This window comes from Sneathiella sp. D3-11 (genome assembly GCF_055809395.1).
The window spans coordinates 2,638,018-2,655,722 of record NZ_CM147911.1; the positions used below are offsets into that span (position 1 = coordinate 2,638,018).

General features: G+C 50.1%; 19 protein-coding genes and 1 tRNA gene. 12 read left to right on the forward strand and 8 right to left on the reverse strand.

Going from position 1 to position 17,705, the window contains the following annotated elements; translation table 11 throughout:
* Positions 1–63 precede the first annotated feature (63 nt).
* A complete protein-coding gene (locus tag AC0L73_RS13475) occupies positions 64–576 on the forward strand; it encodes a 6,7-dimethyl-8-ribityllumazine synthase (protein WP_473653972.1) in 513 nt (170 codons plus the stop codon).
* 2 nt (positions 577–578) lie between these two features.
* Here AC0L73_RS13475 and AC0L73_RS13480 read toward each other — a convergent pair whose 3' ends face one another.
* The 6 genes from AC0L73_RS13480 to AC0L73_RS13505 are packed head-to-tail and all read right to left on the reverse strand — an operon-like array spanning position 579 to position 7,697.
* On the reverse strand, positions 579–2,120 hold the full coding sequence (locus AC0L73_RS13480; protein WP_473653973.1) for an AMP-binding protein: 1,542 nt from the start codon (positions 2,118–2,120) through the stop codon (positions 579–581).
* A gap of 36 nt (positions 2,121–2,156) precedes the next feature.
* On the reverse strand, positions 2,157–3,365 hold the full coding sequence (locus AC0L73_RS13485; protein WP_227947691.1) for a CaiB/BaiF CoA transferase family protein: 1,209 nt from the start codon (positions 3,363–3,365) through the stop codon (positions 2,157–2,159).
* A gap of 32 nt (positions 3,366–3,397) precedes the next feature.
* Entirely contained in the window at positions 3,398–4,564 is a 1,167-nt protein-coding gene (locus tag AC0L73_RS13490) for an acyl-CoA dehydrogenase family protein (protein ID WP_227947690.1), read from the reverse strand.
* Between the two features lie 56 nt (positions 4,565–4,620).
* Entirely contained in the window at positions 4,621–5,922 is a 1,302-nt protein-coding gene (locus tag AC0L73_RS13495; protein ID WP_415776482.1) for a TRAP transporter large permease, read from the reverse strand.
* Positions 5,923–5,927: 5 nt separating this feature from the next.
* Entirely contained in the window at positions 5,928–6,596 is a 669-nt protein-coding gene (locus tag AC0L73_RS13500; protein WP_227947688.1) for a TRAP transporter small permease subunit, read from the reverse strand.
* Positions 6,597–6,650: 54 nt separating this feature from the next.
* On the reverse strand, positions 6,651–7,697 hold the full coding sequence (locus AC0L73_RS13505) for a C4-dicarboxylate TRAP transporter substrate-binding protein (RefSeq protein WP_227947687.1): 1,047 nt from the start codon (positions 7,695–7,697) through the stop codon (positions 6,651–6,653).
* Between the two features lie 248 nt (positions 7,698–7,945).
* Between AC0L73_RS13505 and AC0L73_RS13510 the strand changes: the two genes are divergently transcribed.
* The 4 genes from AC0L73_RS13510 (at position 7,946) to AC0L73_RS13525 (ending at position 10,067) form a co-directional block, all read left to right on the forward strand.
* Positions 7,946–8,707: a CbiX/SirB N-terminal domain-containing protein gene (locus AC0L73_RS13510; protein ID WP_473653974.1), complete on the forward strand. Its 762-nt coding sequence runs from the start codon at positions 7,946–7,948 to the stop codon at positions 8,705–8,707.
* Between the two features lie 145 nt (positions 8,708–8,852).
* Positions 8,853–9,335, forward strand: coding sequence for a cold-shock protein (locus AC0L73_RS13515; protein ID WP_415776476.1), 483 nt, complete (start codon positions 8,853–8,855; stop codon positions 9,333–9,335).
* A 16-nt stretch (positions 9,336–9,351) separates the two neighbouring features.
* The gene (locus AC0L73_RS13520; protein WP_227947685.1) at positions 9,352–9,570 is read left to right on the forward strand and encodes a DUF3126 family protein; all 219 of its coding nucleotides are present in this window, start codon (positions 9,352–9,354) and stop codon (positions 9,568–9,570) included.
* Positions 9,571–9,692: 122 nt separating this feature from the next.
* Entirely contained in the window at positions 9,693–10,067 is a 375-nt protein-coding gene (locus tag AC0L73_RS13525) for a hypothetical protein (protein ID WP_227947684.1), read from the forward strand.
* 2 nt (positions 10,068–10,069) lie between these two features.
* On the opposite strand, the gene AC0L73_RS13530 is transcribed toward AC0L73_RS13525, so the two are convergent.
* Positions 10,070–11,008 carry a cation diffusion facilitator family transporter gene (locus AC0L73_RS13530; RefSeq protein ID WP_473653975.1) on the reverse strand — a complete coding sequence of 313 codons (939 nt, stop codon included), beginning with the start codon at positions 11,006–11,008 and terminating at the stop codon, positions 10,070–10,072.
* A gap of 170 nt (positions 11,009–11,178) precedes the next feature.
* Here AC0L73_RS13530 and AC0L73_RS13535 point away from each other — a divergent pair, with 170 nt between their 5' ends.
* The 6 genes from AC0L73_RS13535 to AC0L73_RS13560 all read left to right on the forward strand — a co-directional run bounded on the left by AC0L73_RS13535 (position 11,179) and on the right by AC0L73_RS13560 (position 14,980).
* Positions 11,179–12,210, forward strand: coding sequence for an ArsJ-associated glyceraldehyde-3-phosphate dehydrogenase (locus AC0L73_RS13535; protein ID WP_227947682.1), 1,032 nt, complete (start codon positions 11,179–11,181; stop codon positions 12,208–12,210).
* A complete protein-coding gene (gene arsJ / locus AC0L73_RS13540) occupies positions 12,207–13,460 on the forward strand; it encodes an organoarsenical effux MFS transporter ArsJ (protein ID WP_473653976.1) in 1,254 nt (417 codons plus the stop codon). The genes AC0L73_RS13535 and arsJ overlap by 4 nt, the downstream gene beginning before the upstream one ends.
* A gap of 226 nt (positions 13,461–13,686) precedes the next feature.
* On the forward strand, positions 13,687–14,376 hold the full coding sequence (locus AC0L73_RS13545) for a hypothetical protein (protein ID WP_473653977.1): 690 nt from the start codon (positions 13,687–13,689) through the stop codon (positions 14,374–14,376).
* Entirely contained in the window at positions 14,318–14,566 is a 249-nt protein-coding gene (locus AC0L73_RS13550; protein ID WP_473653978.1) for an OmpA family protein, read from the forward strand. The genes AC0L73_RS13545 and AC0L73_RS13550 overlap by 59 nt, the downstream gene beginning before the upstream one ends.
* 70 nt (positions 14,567–14,636) lie before the next feature.
* A complete protein-coding gene (locus AC0L73_RS13555) occupies positions 14,637–14,816 on the forward strand; it encodes a DUF3012 domain-containing protein (RefSeq protein WP_227947679.1) in 180 nt (59 codons plus the stop codon).
* Between the two features lie 87 nt (positions 14,817–14,903).
* Positions 14,904–14,980 (forward strand) — tRNA-Arg (locus AC0L73_RS13560).
* A 40-nt stretch (positions 14,981–15,020) separates the two neighbouring features.
* Here the strand turns inward: AC0L73_RS13560 and AC0L73_RS13565 are convergent.
* Entirely contained in the window at positions 15,021–15,869 is an 849-nt protein-coding gene (locus AC0L73_RS13565; RefSeq protein WP_227947678.1) for a crotonase/enoyl-CoA hydratase family protein, read from the reverse strand.
* 278 nt (positions 15,870–16,147) lie between these two features.
* Between AC0L73_RS13565 and AC0L73_RS13570 the strand changes: the two genes are divergently transcribed.
* Entirely contained in the window at positions 16,148–17,689 is a 1,542-nt protein-coding gene (locus AC0L73_RS13570; RefSeq protein ID WP_473653979.1) for an acyl-CoA synthetase, read from the forward strand.
* Positions 17,690–17,705 lie beyond the last annotated feature (16 nt).

The window sequence follows — 17,705 nt, forward strand, 5'->3', positions numbered from 1 at the left end:
CTGTGCATGCCTTTAACCTATTTGCCTTGGGTTTTTGTCAACTTGAATAAACAAGGCCCAAAAATGAAAATCAAAAACACGACATCTGACAATAAAACCCCCAGCATCCACAAAAGCCATAGCCGCATTGCCATCATTCAGGCGAATTGGCATGCCGATATCGTCCATCAAGCGAGTAAGTCTTTCATCGCTGAACTGCGCGGCTTTGGATATGACGCTGATTCTTTCGATATCCATGATGTTCCGGGCAGTCTGGAAATTCCATTGATGGCGCAAAAGCTTTCGGAAACCGGGCGTTATGATTTGATCATGGCGACAGGACTAATCGTGGATGGTGGTATTTACCGACATGACTTTGTTGCCCGGACCGTGCTCGATGGTATGATGCGGGTCCAGCTTGACAGCGGCATCCCGGTTTTATCGGTCGTCCTGACACCACATCATTTTCAGGAGACGGAGGCGCATATGGGGTTCTTCAAGGAACATTTTGTGCTCAAGGGTCAGGAGGCGGCTAGAGCCTGCCACCAGACACTTGAAAATATGCGCGGCCTGAAAGAGCTCAAGCTCGCGTCATAGGATCAGACAATCCGGGATTTCTTCTCGCCCCAATATTTGTCTTTGAGAAGCCTTTTATAAAGCTTCCCCGTCGGATGGCGGGGAAGTTCCGCTTCAAAGTCAACAGACCTTGGACATTTAACATGGCTGATGTTCGTACGGCAGAACTCTATCAACTCGGCCTCCAGATCGTCGCCCGCGAGTTTAATATCTACAGGCTGAATAACGGCTTTGACTTCTTCACCAAAATCCTCGTTTGGTACGCCAATCACTGCCGCGTCATATACCTTTGGGTGGGTCAGGAGCAAATCTTCAATTTCCTGCGGGTAGATATTCACGCCGCCGGAAATGATCATGTAGGTCTGCCGGTCAGTGAGATAGAGGAAGCCGTCTTCATCTAGATACCCAACATCCCCGAGCGTACTCCATCCCTTATCGTTGAAGCTCTCCGCTGTTCGTTCTGGATCATTATGATAGGTAAACTCACGCCCATCCGAAAAATAGATGGCTCCGGTCTTCCCGGCGGGGAGCTCATTACCTTCTTCATCGACAATATGCACAATGCCGGTCAAGGCCTTGCCAACTGTTCCTGGGTGTAAAAGCCATTCCTCAGGAGTAACGGCGCAATATCCGTTCCCTTCAGTACCTGCGTAATATTCATATAAAATCGGACCCCACCAGTCCATCATCTGATGCTTAACTTTTTCGGGGCAGGGTGCGGCAGCATGAATGGCGACCTGCAGGCTACTGACGTCATATTTCTTCCGCACTTCTTCCGGCAGTTTCAGCATCCGGACGAACATGGTTGGTACAAGCTGGGAATGAGTCACCTTGTATTTTTCTACAAGGCGAAGATATTCTTCCGCATCAAAATGTTCCATGATGATGCAGGTGGCACCGAAGCGTTGCGTGCGCATGTTATACCGCAACGGCGCAGCGTGATAGAGCGGCGCCGGGGAAAGGTAGATTGTATTATCTGTAACGTTATACTGATTTTTTAGCAGGCCAGTAAGGTTATCATCCTCTCCGATTGGGTTGCCGATTTCCGTTGGTTTGATTCCCTTCGGTCGGCCCGTAGTGCCAGATGAATAAAGCATATCGGAGCCTTCGCATTCATCAGGAAGAGGAGCTGTAGAGTAGCCGCTGATCGCCTCTTCAAAAGACTGATATCCGGGAATAGTACCGTCAATCATTAGCCGCTCTTCGACATTCGGCATTCGTTCAAGTAGCTGAGCGGCAAGTTCCGATTTGTAGTTCGAGGTGATAAAAATCTGGGCGCCGCAATCATTGATAATATAGGCCGCCTCTTCCGCCGTAAGCCGGGAACTGATGGCTGTATAATAAAGTCCTGCGCGATGCGCCGCCCAGCAAATTTCATAGAATCTAGGGGTATTTTCTAAAAGAAGGGCGATATGGTCGCCAATTTTCAGGCCCATATTGCGAAAATACTGAGCCCCCTGATTGGACCGTTCGTTGAGTTGTTTATAGCTGACCGTTTCACCGCTGCCTGCCATTATAATGGCAGGTTTTTCCGGCATTGTCTTTGCGAACTCACGTATATGCATAGCCAGTTTCTTTTTCTAGTTATTATGGGCCGTATATTAGGTTTTTGAACAAAGAATACCGGAGGATATAAGTCTGTCAATTTCTCCTTCCGACATACCAATTTCCTGCAGGATTTCCCGGTTATGCTCCCCATGACGTGGGGCGTGTCGTCGAACTTCCCCGGGGGATGCTGAAAATTCTGTGTGAATTCCCGGATATACCAGTTTCCCTTCCGATGGATGATCCATTGTTTTCCAGAAATTCACCGCCTGAAGATGTTCATCCTCAAGAAGATCTTCCGGGTCGTTGATTGGTACCGCCGGGATGCTTGCGGCATCCAGATCTTTAAGCCATTCTTCGGATGTGCGGGTCTCGATGATCTCGCTCAGTACTTCATAGGCCGCATCGATATTGTCGAGCCGGGCTTCAATATTGCAAAAACGGGGATCCTCCATCAATTCCGGACGGCCAGCCATTTCAAAGAACGCCTTCCATTGTTTATCAACATACGGAAGAACGCCGATCATTCCGTCTTTGGTTTTATAGGGATGGCGGTTTGGGGAGATAGCGCGCGGATAACCAACAGACCCTATCGGCGGATCGAAATTCCCACCGTAAAGATGTTCCAGCATATGGAATTGCACCATCGTCTCAAACATCGGAATTTTAACTTCCTGTCCTTCGCCCGTGCGTTCGCGATGAAACAACGCCATGGTCACCGCATAAACAGCCGTCAGTGCCGTCGCCTTATCGGCAATCACTGTTGGCATATATCCTGGCCGTCCCATCAGTTTTGATTGGGTAGCCGCAAGTCCGCTGACACCCTGGATCATGTCGTCATAGGCCGGCTTGTTCGCATAGGGCCCGTCCTGTCCAAACCCGTAGGCACCGCAATAGACAATGTTTGGATTGACCGCTTTCACATCGTCATAAGTAAGGCGCAGCCGCTTGATTGCGGAAGGTCGCATGTTGTGCAGAAAAACATCGACAGTTCCGAGCAGCTTGAGAAGGGCGGCGTAGCCTTCCTCTGATTTCAAATCAATGCCCAATGCCCGCTTGTTACGGTTGGCGTTCAGATATATGGCTGCCATACCAGGAGAGCGGCGTGGTCCGAGATCGCGGGTCGTATCACCCTCGGGTCCCTCGATCTTGATCACGTCCGCGCCCATATCGCCGAGGGTTTGCGTCGCATATGGCCCGAGTAGAACAGACGTAAGGTCGGCAACTCTTATGCCTGTTAGAGGCCCATTATTAGCTTTGCTCATTTCTCACCTGTGTCCGAGGGAAAATGTTTTTATCAATAGGATTTCGGTAATCCGAGCGCCTTTTCAGCAACGTAACAGAGTACCAGCTGTGGGCTGACAGGGGCAATCCGGCAGATCATGACTTCGCGCATCAGTCGCTCAACGGTGAACTCCTTGGCATAGCCCATGCCACCATGGGTCATGACCGCCTGAGTACATGCTTTGAAGCCTGCTTCCGCGCCAAGATATTTGGCGGCATTGGCAAAAACGCCTGCTTCAAGCCCCGCATCGTAGTTTGACGCGGCTTTCATTGCCATTAGGTAGGCGGCCTCTAACTCCATCCAATTTTCAGCGAGCGGATGTTGGATTGCCTGATTCTTACCAATCGGGCGACCGAATACTTCTCTTTCACGGGCGTATTGTGCCGCCCGGCCGAGTGCATTCATGCCAAGACCGATGGCTTCCATGCCGACAAGAACGCGCTCCGGGTTTAGGCTGTGCAGGAGGTAATAAAACCCCTTACCTTCCTCTCCGATCAGATCTTCCTTTGGCACCGGTAAGTTGTCTATAAAAACTTCGTTGGAATCAACAGCTTTGCGGCCCATTTTGTCAATAACACGAACATCCATATAGTCACGGTTCATGTCTGTGTAAAAGATGGACAGTCCGTCAGTTGCTTTCTTGCAGTTTTCTTTTGGTGTCGTGCGGGCCAGAAGCAACATCTTGTCTGCTTCTTGTCCCGTGGTTGTCCAAATCTTTCGACCGTTCACAAGATAGCCGTCCGCCGTTTTCTCAGCCCGTGTTTCAAGGGCCGTCGTGTTTAGGCCGGCGTTGGGTTCTGTCACCCCAAAGCATGTCTTGACCTCGCCCTTGATAAGCGGAGGGAGCCAACGGTTTTTCTGATCTTCGCTGCCGAAAACAACGATCGGGTGAGGTCCGAAAATATTGATGTGAATGGCCGAAGCCGCAGACATCCCGCCAGAGGATTTTGCCACCGTATGCATCATCAGTGCAGCTTCGACAACGCCGAGCCCGGCGCCGCCAAATTCCTCGGGCATAGTAATACCAAGCCATCCGGCCTCTGCCATTGCCGTATGAAAATCAAACGGGAAATCGCCAGTGCGATCTTTCTCTAGCCAGTAACTATCGTCGAAGCGCGCACAAAGCGCCTCGACATTTTCGACAATAGCATGCTGTTCTTCGGTGAGCGTAAAATCCATTTACCTACTCCTTTTTATTTTTGATTTTGGCAGGAGGCCGGAAGATGTAGTTTAAATCAGTTTAGCATGGTTTGCGGCAACCAGACAATCAATGCCGGGAAGGCAATGAACAAGGCGATGGTCAACACATCAGCGATAAAGAACGGACCGATCCCGCGGAAGACATCCGATAATGGTATATCCGGTCTGACCCCATTCACCACATAACAATTGAGGCCGATGGGTGGGGTAATCAGGCAGATTTCTACCATCTTCACAACAATGATACCAAACCAGATTGGATCATACCCAAGCCCGATAACCGCTGGATAAACAACGGGAAGCGTCAAGAGCAACATCCCGATTGCGTCCATGAACATGCCGAGGATAGCATAGCCGCACAAAATCAGGATAATGATGACAGTCGGGGGCAAGGGCAGGCCAAGGATCCATTCTGCGAAGGCTTCGGGCAGACCCGAAAATCCGAGGAACCGGACAAAAACCAGCACACCCCAGATGATCGAGAAGATCATCACAGTAAGCTTGGCAGTTTCGAACAATGCGTCCTTCAACTCTTTCGTTCGCATCCCATGGAAAAAGGCCATGATGAGGACGACAAAGGCACCGAGTGCGCCCGCCTCAGTTGGCGTCGCCCAGCCACCGTAAATAGCACTGAAAATAATGCCAATAACGGCGACGATTGGAAGCGTGCCGGGTAAGGACTTCATCTTCTCACCCATCGTGAAGCCACGAACGGGTGGGCCTAGTTTCGGATTTATGGTCGCCCGGAACATAATAATAAGCGCATAGATAAGCGCAGAGACTATTCCCGGTATAAAGCCTGCCAGCAGGAGCGCGCCAACGGATTGTTCGACAATAATGGCATAGATTACCAGAATGGCACTCGGCGGGATCAGGGAGGCGAGTGTTCCACCCGCGGCGACAACGCCTGCGGCCAATCTCCGATCGTAACCATTTTCTAACATTTCGGGAATAGCTACCCGACTGAAAACCGCTGCTGTGGCCGTGCTTGCGCCCGAAACAGCCGCGAACCCCGCCGCCGAAAATACAGTCGCAACAGCGAGGCCACCTGGGACCCACCCTATCCATTTTTTCGCGGCATCAAAAGCGGCTGTCGTTATTCCGGCATGAAACGCGAGGAAGCCAATGAGGATGAACATCGGCAGCACGCTCAGGGAATATAGGGTGGATTTCGAGTGCGGGATTGTTCCAACGATACCGGTGCCGGCACTCCAACCAATAATGGACACAATGCCTAACATGCCAACAACCGTCGCGGCGATGTAGACCCGAACACCCAAAAATACCATAACGATCAGCGCGCCCATGCCGATTATGCCGGAAAGGAGAGGATCCATCTCCATTATTTTTTACCCTTTTTAATATAGGTTTCGTCGAATTTTGCTTCTTTTGCGGCGTCTTCGCCGAGCGCATCTTCAATCTCGTGCCGGGCCGTCGTAATAACGTCTTCGATCACGGGTACGGCAATAATCTCCGCAGATGGGTAAATAGTCAGCCGGATGAAACCAATGAACTGAAGCGCAAATCGCACCCAGAGAACCATAAACGCAAGCGGGATGGCAATTTTCGCAGGCCAGATAGGTATTCCGATATCAATCGTTGAATCCCCAAGCTCGTAAGCCCTCAAAAAATGCAGCCAGCTGGTGTCAATCAAGATGGTGATAACAACAAGTCCAACCAGCGTTGCTAATGCTTCAAGGAAATACAATGGCCGCCCGCTAAATTTTGCCATAAAGAGGTCCATGCGCACATGTCCCCCAAGCCTCTGGCAATAGGCAATTCCGAAAAACGCAAAAACAACCATGCTTTGTTCGATAAAGTCGATATAACCGGGAATCGGCAAATTGAGAAGCTTCCGGCTGAATACCTGAGTGACACCAATCAGCATCACAAAAAATATTGCAAGAGCGGAAATTCCGTTCAGGAAATTTTCGAGTTTGGAAAAGCCACGGTCAAATGCGGCAAAAGCCGATCCGGACGCCGAACCCTTAGGGGGATTTGATGATGTCATGAGTTTTTCTTATGTTGAAAGAGGGCCCGGCAAGCCAGGCCCTCAATTCAAAGTTTAGTTACTGGAGGCTTCTTTTGAAGTCGTCATGATCAATTCAAAAAGTTGATCGCCGGGATATCCATCGGCATTCATTTTTGCGATCCATTCGTCCCAGACTGGCTTTGCGCCAACAGCACGGAACTTGGCGATCTCTTCATCAGAGAAGGTGATCGCTGTCATGCCTTTTTCCTTCATAATCGGAAAATTTTTCTTGTCCGCGGCATCATACGCAGCATAAAGGGCTTCATATGCAGAAGGTTTGGCATCCTGGAGAAGCTGTTGATACTCAGGCGGAAGCTTTTCATACGCCGGAATGTTGACAACAACCGGGCAGTTATTCGCGCCAGGAGACATGTTCGCAGTATACCATTCACCGATATCTGTCAGGCGGTAGGCCACATGAGCATAGGTGAACGGGAAGGATGCAGCTTCAATCGTACCGCGTTCCAGTGATGTGTAAACTTCCGGTGCAGGCACAGTAGTTGGAACGGCACCAATTTTCTTCATTGCTTCACCAATGCCGCCCAAAGCACGAACGCGCATGCCGTTCCAGTCTTCCAGCGTGACCGGAGGCTTGCCGACACCCGTAAATTCATACTGCGGTAATAGTGAACTCATCAGCAGCTTTGCGTCCCAGCGGGCCAAATCTTTTGCGACTGCAGGGTCAGCATAATAGGTTTCATGCACTGCCGTTTGAACTTTCAGGTTAGGAAACGGCAAGAAGGGAAGGTCTAGTCCCGACAGTGTCGGGTGCTTAGCCGGATGGTAGGCAGAGCAAAACATTGCCATCTGAAAGGCGCCAAGTTTAATGCCGTCCAGGTTTTCTCTCGCCTTGGAGAGGGCCTCACCATAATGTATCTTGATCTTGAATTTACCGCCTGTGCGTTCAGCGACATAGTCTCTGATCGCTTCTACGCTTGCCGTAAAGGCTCTTTGTTTGCCCCACGTAGATACATTCCAATTAACGTTAGGTCCATCTACGACGTCAGCAGCAGACACACTGAACGCCATCATCGATGCAGCGGAGAACGCCGCAATCGACATAACTGTACGTTTGAACATTTTTATCTTCCTCCCATTCGGAACCAATTATTCTTAACCCATGGCTTTGATTTTACTTTTTGCCACTGATGAAAAGCATTATCGCATACTTCAACACTTGCGGGCCACTAAAATCTAAATACCTAGGTTAGATAGCGACGTAAAGAGAAAACGAGGTGATTTTTTTTCCAGTTTTGGCCGAAAAATTGTAAACACAATGCTATGATGAAATTTAGCCGCACCACCTTGGTCTTTAACAAGATTTGCCAATGCCACCTACGCGTCCGTCAGTCCTTATAGTTGCCCATGGTTCCAGTGTGTCGGTTAACGCACAGGAGGCTGCCAAGCAGCATGCGTTGACATTGCAGCAAAGCAATCGCTATGGACAGGTGGGGGTTTGTTTCCTTGCTGGTAATCACACATCCCCCAATTTGCCGGGCGGAGAAGTTTTTCTGTTACCATTCTTTATGAGCAACGGATATTTTGTTGCGCGACGCATTCCGGAACTATTTGAGTTGACGGAGGGGCAGCGTATTTGCACAGATCGCCAGCTGTATCAATGTGATGCCCTCGGAATTGATCCTGAATTGGCCGGAATAATATCCGCCATGGCACAGGAAGTTTGTGCTGATAAGGGATATGCTCCGGTGGACATTCATCTCGTCCTTGTCGCCCACGGTTCAGAAAAATCGCGTGCCTCTGCCGAGGCGACCTATCTGCAGCAGAGGACGGTTGAAAGCAGGCAAGAATTTGCCAGGGTTTCTGTTGCCTTCCTGAATGAAGCGCCGTTCCTCGGTCAATGGCTAAAGAATCAACCTGAGAACGGACCGCCGCTAGTCCTTGTAGGTTTGTTCGCAGCGGACGGGCCGCACGCGATGGAGGATGTGCCCGGCGCGATTGCCGAATGGCAGCGGGAAACGGGAAGCAAGCTGCCGGCTCACTATGCGGGGGCGATCGGAACCCGCCCAGAAATTGTCCGGTTAATCCAGCATAGCATCTCCCGCTGCGCGGCCAAATTCAATAAAATCTGAAAACTGCGAAACTGTTAGGAACGGCGGATTAAATAAGGCTACAGACAGCCGCGTTCTGATCTGATACAAAATCACGGAAATATTTGAGCTTTGCCCCTATATTGGGTATTGCACCGTTTGTTATAAATAATGAGGTCCTTTAAGGATGAATGATCGTAAGCCGTCCAAGCCCGTCCGTAAGAATATATCGGCGACTGTAAAATTTTTCGATGAAGCCAAGGGATTTGGTTTTGTCTCGCCCGCCGATGGGTCTCCAGATGCCTTTGTCCATATTTCGGTTCTGCAAAACACTTCCTATACTGAACTCCGGGAAGGTATGCAGATTAATTGTGACCTTGCAGATGGGGATCGCGGCCAGCAGGTTGTCGCAATTCATGAGCCGGAAGAGGAAGAAGAGGTTGTCGTCGGTAATGATATCGAGGTGACGGGTGTTGTGACTACCTTTGTTCCCGAACATAAATACGGGTTTGTGACGCCGGATGGTGGTGGAGAGGATGTCTTTATCCACATTAATATGCTGGAGCGTTCTGACATCAACCTTGAAGATATAGGTCTGGATACCAAGGTTAAATGTGTTGTCCGCATGGGCGTAAAAGGACCGATCGCAGACTCACTCGAAATTCTATAAGAAACGCGGGGCCATAATGACGAGAACGGAAACATTAAAGGTGCAGCGCTACCTGCGGGAAAAATTTGGCAATGAAGAGTTCAATGTCAAAGAGCGTCGGCCATCCGATGGAACGGCTGAGGTTCTGCTCGGTGATGAATTTATCGGGGTTGTCTATCGGGATGAGGATGAAGGCGAAGTGTCATTCGCTTTTCATATGACCATACTTGATATGGATTTGCCGTCGACTTCTTAACGAAATCGAGTATCAGTCGATTTTGAACCCGGTTGCTTTCCCGCAATCGGGTTTTTGTTTTGTTAACCATGCTTTTTTATGATGTCACCATGCGGACAAGACATAAATTAGGGATTGCGGTAATGCTGATGCTTGCACAGTTTTCGGGCATGCCTGTCGTTGCGGGTAAACAGGACTTGATTACATTGGAAGTTTCGGGGGATCTAGGCGCAGCCTTTGCCGGGGATTGCCGGATTTCGACTATAGGAAAGCCTGAAAAACGATATCGTATTCAAGGCAAAGTGCCCGCAAAATTCTGGCTTCCGGGCGCTGCAATTCGGTGTAGCCTTGAAAAATCAAACCTGAGTACCCGATTGAGCGCACAAGTCACACGCGGCAGTATGGTTGAAGTTCGAATTGTGAGCCCGGCACCCATGCGCTGGCTTTCCGTAATGAGCACGGGCCCATGGGGAGAAGCAAAAGGCATTGCCAGCGCGGCGCGACCACTCTGGCAGTAAAGCTATTTTTCCAGAATTTCGTCGGTGCTGCAATTGCCATGTTCAAGCTGCAATGTCGCGTGGTCAATTTCAAATTCGGAAAGCAAAAACGCGTTGATTGCGTGTAGCGTAGATTTTATATCCGCTGACGGCTTAACTTGAATATGCATAGTCACAATTGGCTTTTCTGCAGTAAGGGACCAGGCATGCATATGGTGGACGTCGATGATTTCTGGCATATACGCGACCAGTTTTTCCCGAATCAGCATCATGTCCAGATTCTCTGGTGTGCCTTCCAGCAAGATATGGCCGGACCGTCGAACAAGGCTGTAGGCACTTTTCAGGATAATGACCGCAACCAGTATCGACAGGATGGGGTCCGCGGCCATCCATCCGAACATAAGGATGATGATAGCCGCGACAATGGCGGCGACAGAGCCCAACAAATCCCCCATCACATGCAGCAAGGCGCCCTGCATATTTACATTATGGCGGTCGCCACGATGGAGCAGATAGAAACCAACGATATTGATCACCAGTCCGCCGCATGCGATGACAAGCATCATGCCGCCGATGACCTCTCCGGGATACATCAGGCGTTCAATTGCCTCAAAAATGATCCATCCGGCAATGAAGAAAAGGGTTAGGCCATTGGTGAAGGCCGCCAGAATCTGAAAGCGGTGATACCCGTAGGAACGTTTACTGTCCGCTGGTTTGGAAGCCAGGCGAAAGGCAAACCACGCGAGGCCAAGCGCTGCTGTATCGGAGAGCATATGCCCGGAATCAGCAAGCAGGGCGAGGGAGCCGGAGAACAAACCGCCCAGCGCTTGCAATATCATGTACCCGCCAGTTAGGCACATAACCCAGAAAATACGCCGCTCGCTATCTTCCGTTACTTTCGGTGCATGATCATGCGAATGACTATGTGCTTTGCTGTCGGTATGTGAATGTGATGATGCCATAAAATAGACCGGTTTCGAGAGGAATTCCGCTAATTAGACAGGGGCGGCACATTGGTTGTCCATAGAATTTTGACATAAAGATGTAATATCCGAAAACTAGGGTGACGCGAGTTCACCAGTCGCAGTAAAATGCGGCGTGGACAAATCTGTATGCATAAGTGGTGGAATAAATGGCAGTCCGGATTGGGATAAACGGGTTTGGTCGCATGGGGCGGTTGTTCCTGCGCGCGGCATTGGAACATGCTAAGGAGAGGGAAAGCGGCCCGGCTTTTGATGTTGTCCATATCAATGAAGTAAAGGGTGGCCCGGAAACTGCGGCTCATTTGCTCGAGTTTGATAGTGTTCATGGGCATCTCGACATTCCAGTTCTCTGGGAAAAACCGTATCTGAAAGCCGGTGATTTCTCGATGACATTTTCCGACCATGCTGATCCGGCCGAGATTCCCTGGGCAGAGCGAGATGTTGATATCGTTATTGAATGCACCGGCAAGTTTAAAAAACGGGATGTGTTGCAGCTCTATCTTTCCGGAAGTGTAAAGAAAGTAATCGTCGCTGCCCCAGTCAAGGACGCGGACATAAATATCGTGATGGGCGTTAACGATCATCTCTATGATCCGACTGCGCATCATATTCTGACCAACGCGTCCTGCACCACGAATTGTCTGGCACCGCTGATTAAAGTGATACAGGAAAATATCGGCATTCGGCACGGCCTGATCACGACAATTCATGATGTCACTAATACGCAGATCATTGTTGATGCACCGCATAAGGATTTACGTCGGGCAAGGTCCGCGTTGAACTCTCTTATTCCTACATCAACCGGCTCGGCGACGGCGATTGCCATGATATATCCGGAGCTTGCAGGTAAACTGAATGGCGTCGCGGTAAGGGTTCCGCTGCTGAATGCGTCGATCACGGACTGCGTATTGGAAGTCGCCCGCCCAACAACGGTGGAAGAAGTAAACAGCTTCTTCAAAGCCGCGAGCGAGGCGGAACTTGAGGGCATTCTCGGCTATGAAACGCGCCCGCTCGTTTCCGCTGATTTCGTCAATGATCGTCGTTCTTCAATTGTTGATGCGCCATCGACGATGGTTGTTGATGAAACTCAGGTCAAAATCCTCTCCTGGTATGACAATGAAACCGGTTATGTCTGGCGAATGCGGGAATTGGCGGCTAAGGTCGCGAAGGAAATCCGATGACTGCGTGGCGCGATTATGCCGTAGTTACAAGCGCCTATTGGGGGTTAACCCTGACCGATGGCGCGCTTCGGATGATCGTCCTTCTGCATTTTCATAGTCTGGGTTACACGCCCATTGAACTCGCGGCATTATTCGTTCTGTATGAATTTTTCGGGGTTGTTACTAATCTGGTAGGGGGCTGGATTGCGGCAAGGCTTGGCTTGCGCTTTACTTTATACGCGGGCCTATGGCTGCAAATTGCGGCACTTTTTATGCTCTCCCAGCTTGATCCGAGTTGGTCCAGAGAAATGTCGGTGCTCTATGTCTTCCTGTCTCAGGGACTGTCGGGAGTCGCCAAAGATCTCACCAAGATGAGCGCCAAATCCTCCATCAAGATATTGTTGCCTGAAGGTGGCACCTCCCGGCTGTTTAAGTGGGTGGCGGCGCTGACAGGTTCAAAAAATGCCTTGAAGGGCGCAGGCTTCTTCCTCGGTGGTGCATTGTTGACGTCTATCGGTTTTGAAGGGGCATTGATTTTTATGGCGGCTGGCCTTGCGGTAGTTTTGGTCGCGTCTTTCCTTCTCTTGAAGCAGTTTGCCGGGCAGCCGACCTCAAAACCTCCCTTTTCGCGCATACTCTCCAAGACACGAGACATAAACTTGATCTCCCTGGCCCGATTCTTTCTGTTCGGCGGTCGGGACGTCTGGTTTGTGGTCGGCGTCCCCTTGTTTTTGGATGAAGTTCTGGGATGGAGTTTCGTCGAAATCGGCACCTTCATGGCTGTGTGGGTCATTGTTTATGGATTTGTTCAGGCCGTGGCGCCGCGCTTTGTTCAAAAATCGCCTGACGGGGTTACAATGGAGGTGATCGCGGCGAGCCTTTGGGGCGGGGCGCTGGCGATTGTCCCCCTGTTGCTTGCTGTTGTAATTTATCTTCTGACTGATCAGATTGCTTTAACGGACAATATCACTTGGCTCGGTATTGTAACGGTTGGCGAGTTGGCGTTGTTTGGTATTCTGTTCGCGATAAATTCATCGCTTCACTCTTACCTAATTCTCGCGATCTCGGACACGGATCAAACCACACTCAATGTCGGGTTTTACTATATGGCGAACGCAGGAGGGCGGTTTTTGGGTACGCTCATGTCCGGCATGCTATATCAAATCGGCGGTGTGGAGGTATGCCTGATCGGTTCAGCCGTTCTGATTGCGGCGGCAGCTATCCTAGTACGAGGAATTGGCCGTCAAGAAACCGTAACGAATGTTTCATAAGTATGAATGTTAAAGTCATAAATATGGTCGTTAGTTGCCGTATTTAGGACATTTTTATTTCATAGGTTTTATTAAGTATTTGCAAAATAAGAGTTGAAACAACGCACAAATAGCTTATTTCAGCTTTATGACAGTGAATTTTATTGTTTGCTGCTCTGCAACGTACTAGTATTAACCATACTTGGTGTTATACCAGTGCACCTTGGAAAGGGTTGAGGGGAAGATTATGAAAAATACGATTAGATTTGCGATTGTTGGCGCAGCTTCGCTCGTGCTGGCGGCATGTGGTGGCAAGTTGGAACAGGCCGAACGGTTAAGCCCGAGCGGGAGTGAGTACCAGCAAGCGCTTTACACAGGTTATATTGAACTTGCGAAAGCTGAATATAACGAAGGCGACTACATTGATTCTGACCGCTTTGCAGAAAAGGCAATGGCGGCAACACGTGGGGAACAGGTTGATCCCTATCACCCAGAAGAATGGCATCTTCCTTCCGACAGAGAGCCGGTCCTGATCGGCGCGCGGGAACGTTTGATGGAGGTTCTGAATGCTGGCGCACGTGAGAAGCTTCCGATGCAGGCAGCAAAAGCCCAGACAAGCTTTGATTGCTGGGTGCAGGAGCAGGAAGAAAACTGGCAGCCGAAAGATATCGCCGCTTGCCGGGATGCCTTCGTGCTAGCGATGGAAGAGATTGAAGCTGCAATGGCACCGGTCGCGGTTGTTGTTGAAGAAAAAGTTGTCGTCATGAAGAAGAAAGAACCCATGATGGCGCCGCAATCCTTCGAAGTGAATTTTGATTTCGATTCCGATACACCACTGCTATGGCTCTATGGAAGAGGTCAAAGCAGCTGCGGAATACATGAAAAAATTCAAGGATCCGAAGATCACGATCGCTGGCTATACAGATACAGTCGGTAGCGTAGTCTACAATGACAAGCTTGGTGAACGCCGTGCCGAAAACGTTGCCTTCATGGGTATCGAGGAAGGCATGGAGCCGAAGCGGATTATCATGCGCTCCTACGGTAAGAAGGACCTAAAAGTCCAGACTGCTGATGGTGTTAAAAACGCGGCAAACCGTCGTGTGGTAATTACCGTCGAAAGCAAGTAATCTTGACACTCAAGAAGGGACGGGACGCGGAAACGCGCCCCGTCCTTTTTTTGTATCTGGAGGGAAAAATATGATTAGGAAATTTGTCGGCTTTATTCTTTTGTCCGTTTTTGCGCTGGGACTTGCGGCTTGCGACCCGGAAGTGGGGAGCAAGGAATGGTGTGAAACAATGAAAGAAAAGCCCAAGGGCGACTGGTCCGCGAATGAAGCAGCTGATTTCGCAAAGAATTGCGTCCTGACTTCTGACTGACCGTATGATATGGGGAGGGAACCGCGTGAGTAATTCCCTCCAATTTTTTGTGGCATGCAAAAAAGCTCTCTGCTAAACCCGGGATATGGTCCCGTAGCTCATCAGGATAGAGCGCAAGATTCCTAATCTTGAGGTAACAGGTTCGAGTCCTGTCGGGATCACCACTCTCATTTAATCTATTTAGGGCCTGTGCCGACGGGGTGGCTAGCCAATATTCTTTTGAATAGGTGGCAGTTCGACAAACTCGGCGGGCCGTTTCTCGGCGTTAGCCTTCATCGCCTCAAATATTTCCTCCCGCTGCAACATGCTGGCATTCCAGATAGCGATATAATCAAGGCTGTCTTCGATCGAATGATCGCGTGAATAATTCATCATGCGCTTGCAGCCCATGATCGCAAGCGGTGCCTTGCTGGCGATTTCCTTTGCTATTTCCATGACGGCGCCGAGAAGTGCCTCCTGATCTTTATAGACGGTGTTAAACAGGCCTGCGGATTTTGCCTCATTCGCGGGCATCCGGCGGCCCGTATAGGCTAGCTCCCGTGCAAGGCCGTCGCCGATCACCTTGGTAATTCGGGGGAAAGTTCCGACATCAGCGGTCATGCCAATATTTGTCTCGAAGATTGTGATAAACGCATCTTCGGTGGCATAGCGCATATCGCAGGCTGTGATTAGATCAACCCCACCACCGATACAGCCACCTTGAATGGCCGCAAGGACGGGTAGGCGGCAGTCCTGCAACGCCGTGAAAGTCTGCTGCATGTTCTTGACGGCGCCATAAAATGCGGCGCCAGCGCTAATTTCCGAGGCTCGTTTTTCTTTTGGATCGGTTATTTCTGGCTGCACGAAAGAGGCGACATCCAGCCCGGAGGAGAAATGCGGCCCGGTCGAGGAAATAACGATCACTCTTGCCTTTGCATTTTCATCGATGTCCCGAACAATCTCGGGAAGTTCATTCCAGAATGCCGGGATCATGCTGTTGCGCTTTTCAGGCCGGTTAAGAATGATATGAGCGATCTGATTTTTTATTTGAACGTCGAAGCAGCTATATGTCACGGCGGATTATCCCTTCTCAGAGTTTGAATGCTTATTATTTTGGCCCATCTTACGGCGAGAAAGGGCAGGTATCAAACCTCTTCGGAGGCCAAAGGGCTTTTACAAAATGTTGAAAGCGGGCATGATGAGAGGAACAACAGGGACACCATAAAATATTATTGTATTGGCGAAGCGGGAAATGATGGCCGCGCATAAATATAGTGAGCGGCCCATAATCCGCTTGACGGAGAAAATTCAACAATAACCTGCAGACAAAAAAGCAAGACGGGGAGGAAAATATGAGCGTAACGCATTACGACTGGCTGGCCCATCACACGGAGAGGGTTCCGGGAAAAGAGGTTTGGGTAGATCTCCATTCCAATCGCCATTTTACCTATGCCGAGGCAAATGACAGGGCCTTGCGCCTTGCTTTTCATTTGCAGAAAAATTGTGAGATAGAAAAAGGTGACCGGGTCGGGGTTCTCGCCATGAATTCGACTGATATGTTGGAAATACAGGCGGCTTGCGCCAAGATTGGCGCTATATTTCTGCCGCTTAACTGGCGACTTACAGTCAATGAACTCGATTTCATCATCCGCGATGCTGGGCCAAAAGCTCTTATCCATGATTCACAGTTCTCTGTAGAAATAGGGGAGCTAAAGGAAAGAACCGACGTCCTTCATTTTCTGGAAACGAGCGGAGGCGGAGGCGATACACCCTATGAGGCGGCAATCAAGGCCGCGAACCCGACACCAACACTCACAAATGTCACCCATGACGATGTTTGGACGATCATGTATACCTCTGGCACGACCGGCCTGCCGAAGGGCGCGATGAATACTTATGGCATGGCTTTTTATAACGCGGTGAACCTAGGCGTTCCCACCTATTTCACGCCGGATGCCAAGACACTAACAATCTTGCCCTTATTCCATACAGGCGGACTTAACTGCTACAGCTCCGTTGCGCTCTATTTTGGCGGAACAACATTGGTCATGCGGGCCTTTGATCCGGGGGAATGTCTTCGCATCATTGATGATGAGGAGATAGGTCTTACCCATTTCTTTGGCGTGCCAGCAAATTACCTTTTTATGAGCCAACATCCTGAATTTAACACAACGGATTTTTCACGCCTTGCCTGTTCTGGCGTCGGCGGGGCACCTACGCCTGTGCCACTCCTTGAAACCTATAAGGCGCGGGGGCTGGCCTTGCAACAAGGGTATGGAATGACAGAAACCAGCCCGACAGTGACAGTGCAAGATGCGGAAATGGCGTTCAGTAAACCGGGCTCTGCGGGGAAACTTGCCTTGAATGCGGAGGCGCGCGTTGTCGATAAAAATGGCGAGGACGTTCGACAAGGAGAAACCGGAGAGCTATGGGTGAAGGGGCCGAACATCACTCCCGGATATTGGAACCGACCCGACGCTAATGCCGAAACAATAACGAATGGATGGCTGCATACCGGCGACGCCTGCAGAGTGGATGAGGAAGGGCATTACTTCATCGTTGATCGCTGGAAAGATATGTATATCTCCGGCGGAGAGAATGTGTACCCGGCGGAAATCGAGAGTACCTTGTTCAAAATGCCGGAAATCGCTGATCTGGCGGTCATTGGTGTCCCGGATGATCGTTGGGATGAAGTAGGATGTGCCGTCATCGTTATCGCGCCGGACAAGCAACTATCCGCAGACGACGTAATCCACTATTGTCAGGATAAACTCGCCCGATACAAAATCCCGAAGCATGTTGTCTTTATGGAGGAACTGCCGCGTAATGCGACCGGGAAGGTTCTGAAACGGGTTCTGAAGGACGAAATCGGCGACCTTCGCGTTCCCATCTGAAATCATACTCAAATAA